Source organism: Protofrankia sp. CiP3 (genome assembly GCF_917627345.1).
Taxonomy (GTDB): Bacteria; Actinomycetota; Actinomycetes; order Frankiales; family Frankiaceae; genus Protofrankia.
On sequence record NZ_CAKJTM010000057.1, the window covers coordinates 26063 to 34187 of the forward strand.

The following is an 8125-nucleotide window of genomic DNA, read 5'->3' on the forward strand; positions in this document are numbered from 1 at the left end:
GGCTGGGGTGCGGGCATCGCGAGGCGGCGGAAGCCCGGATACCCGGGCAGCCGCTGACCACCGCGAGGTCATCCCGCGCAAGGTCAGTTGGTGTGCGCTGTTCCATGTGCATTCGACGTTCGTACCGCACGCCACCGACAACTACCCATCGGCAACCACCTGCCGGCAACCACCCCACCGCGCTCACCAGCCGCGGCTACCCGGGCGGATCGTTCCCAGTACCGCCGTCCGCACGATCGCCCGGCTGGATCCCGGCGCCGGGCACGCCCGGCGGGTCATCGGGGACGACCGCTTGCGCCGGGTCCGGTCCGTCCCTGGGCTCAGTCGTGTCGCCGGTACCGGCGGGCTCCGGGAAGCGGCCGGGAGCTTCCTCAGCGCGGTCCGCGGCAGGGAGCACCCGGGCGAACGCGGGGCGTACCAGCCGAGGCTTGGCGACGGCCGGCTCACCAAAGTCCGCCCGGCGCATCCGGCAGTACGCCGTCTGGGACTCACCGGCCGCGCGGCCGATACCGATGTCGGCCGCCGCGGACAGATAGGCGAGGGCGTCGGCCCGCTTCATCCCAAGACGGGTGGACAGAAAAAGCAGAGCCGACCGCGTCGCCCGGCGAACGGCATGCGCAAGATCGGTGTCTGCCCCCAGGGCAATCCAATGGGTGTCGGTCTCGGCAAAAGGTTCGCGCAGCGCCCCGAGAACGGCCTCGGCCGCGGCTGCCTTCAGGACGGTCAACCGGAAGGTCGCCCGCAGCGGCCCCTCCAGCGCGACCGCGGCGGCCTTTCCCGCGCCCAGGGAATAATGTGGGTCGCCAACGGCGAACAATGCGCCGGGAACCTGTACCGGGAGAAACAACCGGGCACCGGCACCGAGTTCACCGCAGTCAAGAGCCCCCCCGTACGTGCCGACCGAGGTCGAACGGAGCGGCCCGGCACCGTTGATCGCGACCGACATGATTCCCATGAACGGTGACAGCGGAAAACGCACCTTCCGCCCCTCAGCTCCGCCCAACGTGCCGAAGAGCCGGCCCCGGCGCCGTTCGACGGCACAGAAGCTGCTCGCCGTCCGGAACGCCGTCCAGTTACGGGCGGTCGCGTCGGGACCGGGAGGGGCGTTCTCGGGAAACTCCCCGGCAAGCAGCCCCGCGCCATGACGGATCGACACCACGCCGTACCTGGCCCGCGGGTGCAGCGAAACCACATCCACCCGCAGCAGGTCGCCGGGGTCAGCACCGCGGACGTACACCGGTCCGGTCACCACATGCGGACCGTCCACACCGAACCGATGCGGGATTCCCGAAGCAGCGATCATGCGAGCGTCATCGAGGACCTCGGATGTCGACACGCCGAACCGCGCGAAGAAAGCGTCCGGGTCACGCCCCTGATCGTCGAGGATCCCCTCCTGGCTGACCGTGTCGACCGTCACCGTGGCGCCGGACTCCACGCTCAGCACCGGCCGTGTCTCAACGGTCGGCACCTGACCCCACATGACCGTCTCAGGGGTGGACGGGAGATAGTGTTTTCCGTCTACTTTTCCCTTGCCCGGCTGCAGCGCCACTACAGCGCTACCACCGCGACGCCCGCGGCCACCCGCGGCGCCCCGGACGACAGACCCGTCCGCGACGGCCGACCGCCTCAGCCACCGGGCCGAGGCGGCTTCCCGAGGAGGAGCCCCGACCTGCGATCTGGTCATCACGTGGCACGGGCGTCAGATTCGCAGTGAAACATGACACATCTGTTTCTGACATGTTGCAGTCCTATGCATCCCCCTTCAAGCATCGATACCCACCCATGCCCCAGCGTCCACCCATGCCACCCATGCCCCCAGCGCCCTTCGACCGGCGGGCGCCCGCCAGGCTGGCCTGTCAGGGGCGGGTGAGCAACAGCGAGCCGACCGCGTCCACCTCGGCGGTCCAGCCGGAGCGCACCAGGCAGTTCGCCTCGACGAACTCGATGACCGCCGGCCCCGTGACACCGTCACCCGGTCCCAGCGCCGCGCGGGGCACGACATCCACCTCCTGCCAGGAACCGTCCAGGTGAACAGAGCGCCGGCCACGCACCGCGGTGGGATCGGCGGCCGGCGCGGTCAGCCGGGGACGCCGGCCCGGCAGTGTCGCCACCATGCGGACGGCCACCACTTCCACCTCCCGATCCGGTGCCACATGCCCGTACCTGCGCATGTGCTCGGCCTCGAACCCCGCCTGCACCCGGCTGGCGGAAACCGCACCGCCGGACGCGGCCAACCCGCTGCCGGACGCGGCCACGATCGTCAACTCATGCGACTGGCCGGTGTACCGGCAGTCGACCTGACGCTCCACCGTGAGCGCGGCGGCGTCCGCCGTACTCACCGCCGCCTGGACGATCCGGGTGAGCTCGGTGAAAGCGGCGGTCAGGTCAACCTCGGTGAGAGGGCCGCGCAACGCGCGCAGGTAGTCCCGGCGGACGCCGCCGAGCGCGAGGCCCAGCGCGGAAAGCACGCCGCAGGCCAGCGGTACCAGCACCCGACGCATCCCCAGTTCCTCGGCCAGCGCGCAGGCATGGGTCCCACCAGCTCCGCCGAAGGCCACCAGGGTCAGTTCCCGCGGATCCAGCCCGCGTTCCACCGAGACCACCCGCAGTGCCCGGACCATCTCCGCGTCGGCAACCGCCACCACACCTGCCGCCGCGGACACCGCCGACAGGGCCACCGTCCCCGCTGTCCCCACCGCCGCTCCCGCCGCCGTGCCAAGGCCCGCCAACGCCTTCTGCGCGGACGCCCGGGACAGGACGACCTCGCCGCCGAGATTCGCGCCGTCAGCCAGATAGCCGAGCACCAGGTCCGCGTCGGTGACCGTCGGCTCCGCACCCCCACGGCCGTAGCAGGCCGGGCCGGGATCAGCACCGGCCGAGCGCGGCCCGACCCGCAGGGCACCGCCGGAATCCACCCACGCCACCGACCCGCCGCCGGCGCTCACCGAGTGCACGTCGACCGTGGGCAAGGTGATCGGTACACCGGCCAGCACCGACTCGCCGGTGGTCTGCGCACGTCCCCCCAGCACCGGTGCGACATCGGTGGACGTGCCGCCCATGTCAAAGGTGAGCAGATCGGTCACGCCCGACAGGCCCGCGACGTAAGCGGCACCGACCACGCCAGCGGCCGGCCCCGAGAGCACACAGGCGGCGGCGTGCCCGGCCGCGGTCTCAAGATCTACCACACCCCCAGAGGACTGCATGACCAGGGGCACCGGCAGCCCAGCGGCCACGCACCGGCGGGCGAGCGCCCGCAGGTAAGCCGACAGCTTCGGCGTCAGGTAGGCGTCGGCGACGGTGGTGGCGAACCGCTCGTACTCCCGGAACTGCGGGAGAACCTCGTGCGAAGCCACCACGGTGACCCCCGGCAGGCCGCTCCGCAGCGCATCGGCGACCTGGCGCTCGTGCTCGGGATGACGGAAGGAGAACAGCAGGCACACGGCCACGGCCTGAAGACCGTCAACAGCCGCGAGGGCGGTGGCGACCTGCCGCGGAGCCTCAGGGTCCAACGCGACGACCACACCGGCGGGACCGGTACGCTCCACGACGGTGTAACGGAGCTCGCGCGGCACCAGCGCCGGCGGGTGATGGCGGGTGAGATCGTAGAGAGCCGGCCGGTTCTGCCGGCCGATCTCGATGATGTCGGCGAACCCCCGCGTGGTCACCAGAGCGGTCCGCGCACCCCGCCGCTCCAGCAACGCATTGGTGGCGACCGTGGTGCCATGGGCGAACCGCTCGACCGTCCCAGGCTCGGTGGCGAGGCCTGCCCCGCGGACGGCACCGAGCACCCCCACGGATGGGTCGGCGGGCACCGACGGCACCTTCGCGGAAACCAGCCGGCCGCCGTCATCGACAGCGACCAGGTCGGTGAAGGTCCCACCCACATCGACCCCGAGCCACATCGCCACACGGGGAATAGTCGCACGGTGAGGAACGTGTCTTCGCGCCCGTCTCAGCGCCTGCTCGCGGAGCTCGCTCGCGGGGGTCTGCGCAACCGCCTCCCGCGAGGCCTGTGCACCCACCCATAGCCTGCGGATACCCGCGGGAAGGACGGTCCCTGCCACATATTTGGCACACTTACCATGCCCGTGGCCTGTCTCACTGGTCACAGCGTTCGGACAGATCGCGTGAGGCCTGCGAGTAGCCTGAGCAGACGACAACGGAAGGGCCCGCGCGGCGGGCCATAACAGAGGGTAGATAGAGGGGAACGCCCCCGTGACAGCACCGACGGTACCCGAGTCCGGACCCGACTTCGGCCCCAACGAGTGGCTGGTATTTGAGATCTACCAGCAGTATCTCGCGGACCCTGAGAGTGTTTCGCCGGAGTGGCGCGAGTTCCTCTCCGACTATCAACCGGGCGAGGTGAACGGGCAGCCGGGTACGGCCGGGCCCGTCCCCCCTATTGTCACAGATGGTTCCGTGCCACGGCCAGGCCAGCTGGACCCCACCCCCACCGACCAGCCGCGCGACACGGTGATTAACACGGTCGCGACCGCGGCCACGCCTGCCCGGCCACCGGCATCCGGGCAGGCCGTGCCAGTCCCGATGAACGGCGTCCCCACGTCGCCGCTGCGTGGTGCCGCCGCCCGGGTAGCCGCCAACATGGAGACGTCCCTGCACGTCCCGACGGCGACGTCGGTACGCGCGGTCCCGGCCAAGCTGCTCGCGGACAACCGGATCGTCATCAACCGGCACCTGGCTCGGTCCCGTGGCGGCAAGGTCTCGTTCACCCATCTGATCGGGTATGCGATGGTCAAGGCGCTCGAGACGGCGCCGGCCATGAATCACTCGTACGCTGAGATCGCCGGCAAGCCGACCCTCGTCGAGCCGGAGCACGTCAACCTCGGGCTCGCCATCGACCTGATCAAGGGAACCTCCCGGCAGCTGGTGGTTGCCGCGGTCAAGCAGGCCCAGGCCATGGATTTCAGCCAGTTCTGGCTCACCTACGAGGACCTCGTCCGGCGTGCCCGCACGAACAAGCTCACCGCCGACGACTTCGCCGATGTGACGATCACCCTGACCAACCCTGGTGGCATCGGCACGGTGCACTCGGTCCCGCGCCTGATGCAGGGGCAGGGAACAATCATCGGCGTCGGCGCCATGGAGTACCCGGCCGAGTTCCAGGGGGCGTCCACCGAAACCCTGTCGAAGTTGGCAGTCTCAAAAATCATCACGTTGACCAGCACCTATGACCACCGGATCATTCAGGGCGCGCAGTCCGGCGAATACCTGCGCCGGATGCACCAGCTCCTGCTCGGCGAGGACGGTTTCTACGAGGGGATCTTCCGCTCGCTGCGCATACCGTACGAACCGGTGCGCTGGGTCACCGATATCACCTCGTCCCACGATGGCGATCTTGATCACGGTACCCGGGTACTCGAACTGATCCATGCCTACCGGGTGCGCGGACACCTGATGGCCGACACGAACCCCCTTGAGTTCGCCATCCGCAGCCACCCCGACCTCGACATCATCAGCCATGGCCTGACCCTGTGGGACCTCGACCGCGAGTTTCCCGTCGACGGCTTCGCCGGCCACCGCCGGATGACGCTACGCGACATTCTCGGTGTCCTGCGGGACTCCTACTGTCGTCGGGTCGGTATCGAGTACATGCACATCCAGGAGCCCGACGAGCGGGTCTGGATCCAGCAGCGGGTCGAACGGGCCGCCGAGCGCCCCGACCCGGCCGAGCAGCTGCACGTCCTGGAGCGGCTCGGCGCGGCCGAGGCGTTCGAGTCTTTCCTGCAGACCAAATACGTGGGCCAGCGGCGATTCTCGCTCGAAGGCGCGGAGTCGGCCATCCCCCTGCTCGACGAGGTACTCCAACGGGCCGCTGAAGCGGGCATGGACGAGGTCACCCTCGGAATGGCGCACCGCGGCCGGCTGAACGTGCTGGCGAACATCGTCGGCAAGTCCTACCGGCAGATCTTCGCCGAGTTCGAGGGCTACGTCGACCCGCAGACGGCGCACGGTTCGGGCGACGTCAAGTACCACCTCGGCGCGGAGGGCCTCTACACCAGCCCGGACGGTCGCCAGGTGCCGATCTCGCTGGTGTCCAACCCGTCCCATCTGGAGGCGGTCGACCCGGTGCTGGAAGGTGTCACCCGGGCCAAGCAGGACATGCTCAACAAGGGCCCCGAGGGCTTCACGGTGCTGCCGGTGCTCGTCCACGGGGACGCCGCCTTCGCCGGCCAGGGCGTGGTCGCCGAGACGTTGAACCTCTCGCAGCTGCGTGGTTACCGCACCGGTGGGACCGTGCACGTCGTCATCAACAACCAGGTCGGGTTCACCACGTCACCGATCGCCAGCCGGTCGTCGGTATACGCGACCGACGTCGCCCGGATGGTGCAGGCCCCCATCTTCCATGTGAACGGGGACGACCCCGAGGCGTGTGTGCGAGTCGCGCGGCTGGCCTTCGAGTACCGGCAGGCCTTCCACAAGGACGTCGTCATCGACATGGTGTGCTACCGGCGGCGCGGGCACAACGAGATGGACGAGCCGTCGTTCACCCAGCCGCTGATGTACGACACGATCGCCACGAAGCGGTCGGTCCGTAAGCTCTACACCGAGGCGCTGATCGGCCGTGGTGACATCACGCTGGCCGAGGCCGAGCAGGCCATGAAGAGCTACTCGGTACAGCTGGAGAAGGCGTTCGCCGAGACCCGTGACACCAGCCAACGCCCAGCTCACGGGCCTCGGCTGGTGACGACACCAGCGGAGGCCGCGGCGGCTGCCGCCGTGTCCACCGCCGTGTCGCTGGACGCCATCAAGATGATCATAGATACCCAGACCACCCTGCCGGCCGGATTCACCGTTCATCCGCGGCTGCGCCCGCAGCTCGAGCGCCGGGCACAGATGATCGCGACTGGGACGATCGACTGGGCGTGCGCCGAGACCATCGCCTTCGGCTCGATCCTGCTCGACGGCCGGCCCATCCGCCTTGCCGGGCAGGACAGCCGGCGCGGTACCTTCGGCCAGCGGCACGCCGTTCTGGTCGACCGGCACAGTGGCGAGGACTACTCTCCGCTGAAGTCGTTGGAGGCCGAGGACGGCGCCGGCACCTTCTACGTCCACGACTCGCTGCTGAGCGAGTTCGCGGCGATGGGCTTCGAGTACGGCTACTCGGTGGCTCGCCCGGAAGCGCTCGTGCTGTGGGAAGCCCAGTTCGGCGACTTCGCGAACGGGGCACAGTCGATCATCGATGAGTTCATCGCGGCGGGCGAGGCCAAGTGGGGCCAGCGCAACTCGGTCGGCCTGCTGCTCCCGCACGGCTACGAGGGGCAGGGCCCGGACCACTCCTCCGCCCGCATCGAACGCTTCCTGTCGCTGTGCGCCGAGAACAACATGCTGGTGTCCGCTCCGTCGAGCCCGGCAAGTTATTTCCACCTGCTGCGCCGGCAGGCGCTCTCACCGGTGCGACGCCCGCTGGTGGTGTTCACTCCCAAGTCGATGCTGCGGCTGAAGGCCGCGACCTCGACAGTCGAGGAGCTGACAACAGGATCATGGCGTCCGGTAATCGACGATACAAAGATCGACAACCGGGGCAACGTCCGGAGAATACTGCTGTCGGGCGGAAAGGTCTATTACGACCTCCTGGCCGAGCAGACCAGCAAAAAGATCATCGATACCGCACTCGTCCGGATCGAGCAGCTCTACCCCACGCCGGTCGCGGAGCTCGGGGAGGTCCTGAGCACCTACCCGAACCTCGCCGACGTGGTCTGGGTGCAGGAGGAGCCGGCCAATCAGGGCGCCTACCCGCACATGGCCATCCACCTGCCCGACGCCTTGCCGGCGGGGCTGCGGTTGCGCCGGGTATCGCGTAAGGCGTCGGCCGCTCCGGCGTCCGGCTCCTCCTCCGTGCACGAGAAGGAACAGAAAGCGCTGATCGAGGCTGCGTTCACCGCGTAAGAACGCCCGAAACGAGGCTGGGACTTGGAAACCGGAGCTGACGGTGTACTTCACCGACAGGGGTATTGAGGAGCTGTCGGCGCGTCGCGGGGAGGAGACCGTGACGCTCGACTGGCTCGCTGACGAGTTGCGTGCGTTCGTCGACCTGCATCCCCAGTACGAGGACGCGGTCGAGGAACTGGCCACCTATCTGGCCCGTCTCGACGACCCGGACAAC

Annotated in this window: 4 protein-coding genes; 2 read left to right on the forward strand and 2 right to left on the reverse strand. The window is 69.0% G+C overall.

The window, feature by feature from the left end; genetic code table 11:
* Positions 1–196: 196 nt before the first annotated feature.
* A complete protein-coding gene (locus tag MJ797_RS17900) occupies positions 197–1549 on the reverse strand; it encodes an acetamidase/formamidase family protein (RefSeq protein ID WP_239336435.1) in 1353 nt (450 codons plus the stop codon).
* Positions 1550–1856: 307 nt separating this feature from the next.
* Positions 1857–3902 (reverse strand): hydantoinase/oxoprolinase family protein, encoded by a 2046-nt coding sequence (locus MJ797_RS17905; RefSeq protein WP_239336438.1) that lies wholly within the window; start codon positions 3900–3902, stop codon positions 1857–1859.
* 313 nt (positions 3903–4215) lie between these two features.
* Between MJ797_RS17905 and MJ797_RS17910 the strand changes: the two genes are divergently transcribed.
* Together MJ797_RS17910 and MJ797_RS17915 are read left to right on the forward strand one after the other, a co-directional pair.
* Positions 4216–7908, forward strand: coding sequence for a multifunctional oxoglutarate decarboxylase/oxoglutarate dehydrogenase thiamine pyrophosphate-binding subunit/dihydrolipoyllysine-residue succinyltransferase subunit (locus MJ797_RS17910; RefSeq protein WP_239336441.1), 3693 nt, complete (start codon positions 4216–4218; stop codon positions 7906–7908).
* Between the two features lie 43 nt (positions 7909–7951).
* Positions 7952–8125, forward strand: a 174-nt coding sequence (locus MJ797_RS17915) for a DUF6104 family protein (RefSeq protein WP_239336456.1), incomplete at its 3' end; no start/stop codon positions are given.

Excerpts from the sequence above, each read along its gene's own strand:
- MJ797_RS17905 (WP_239336438.1), bottom strand. The coding sequence starts at position 3,902 with ATGTGGCTCGGGGTCGATGTGGGTGGGACCTTCACCGACCTGGTCGCT.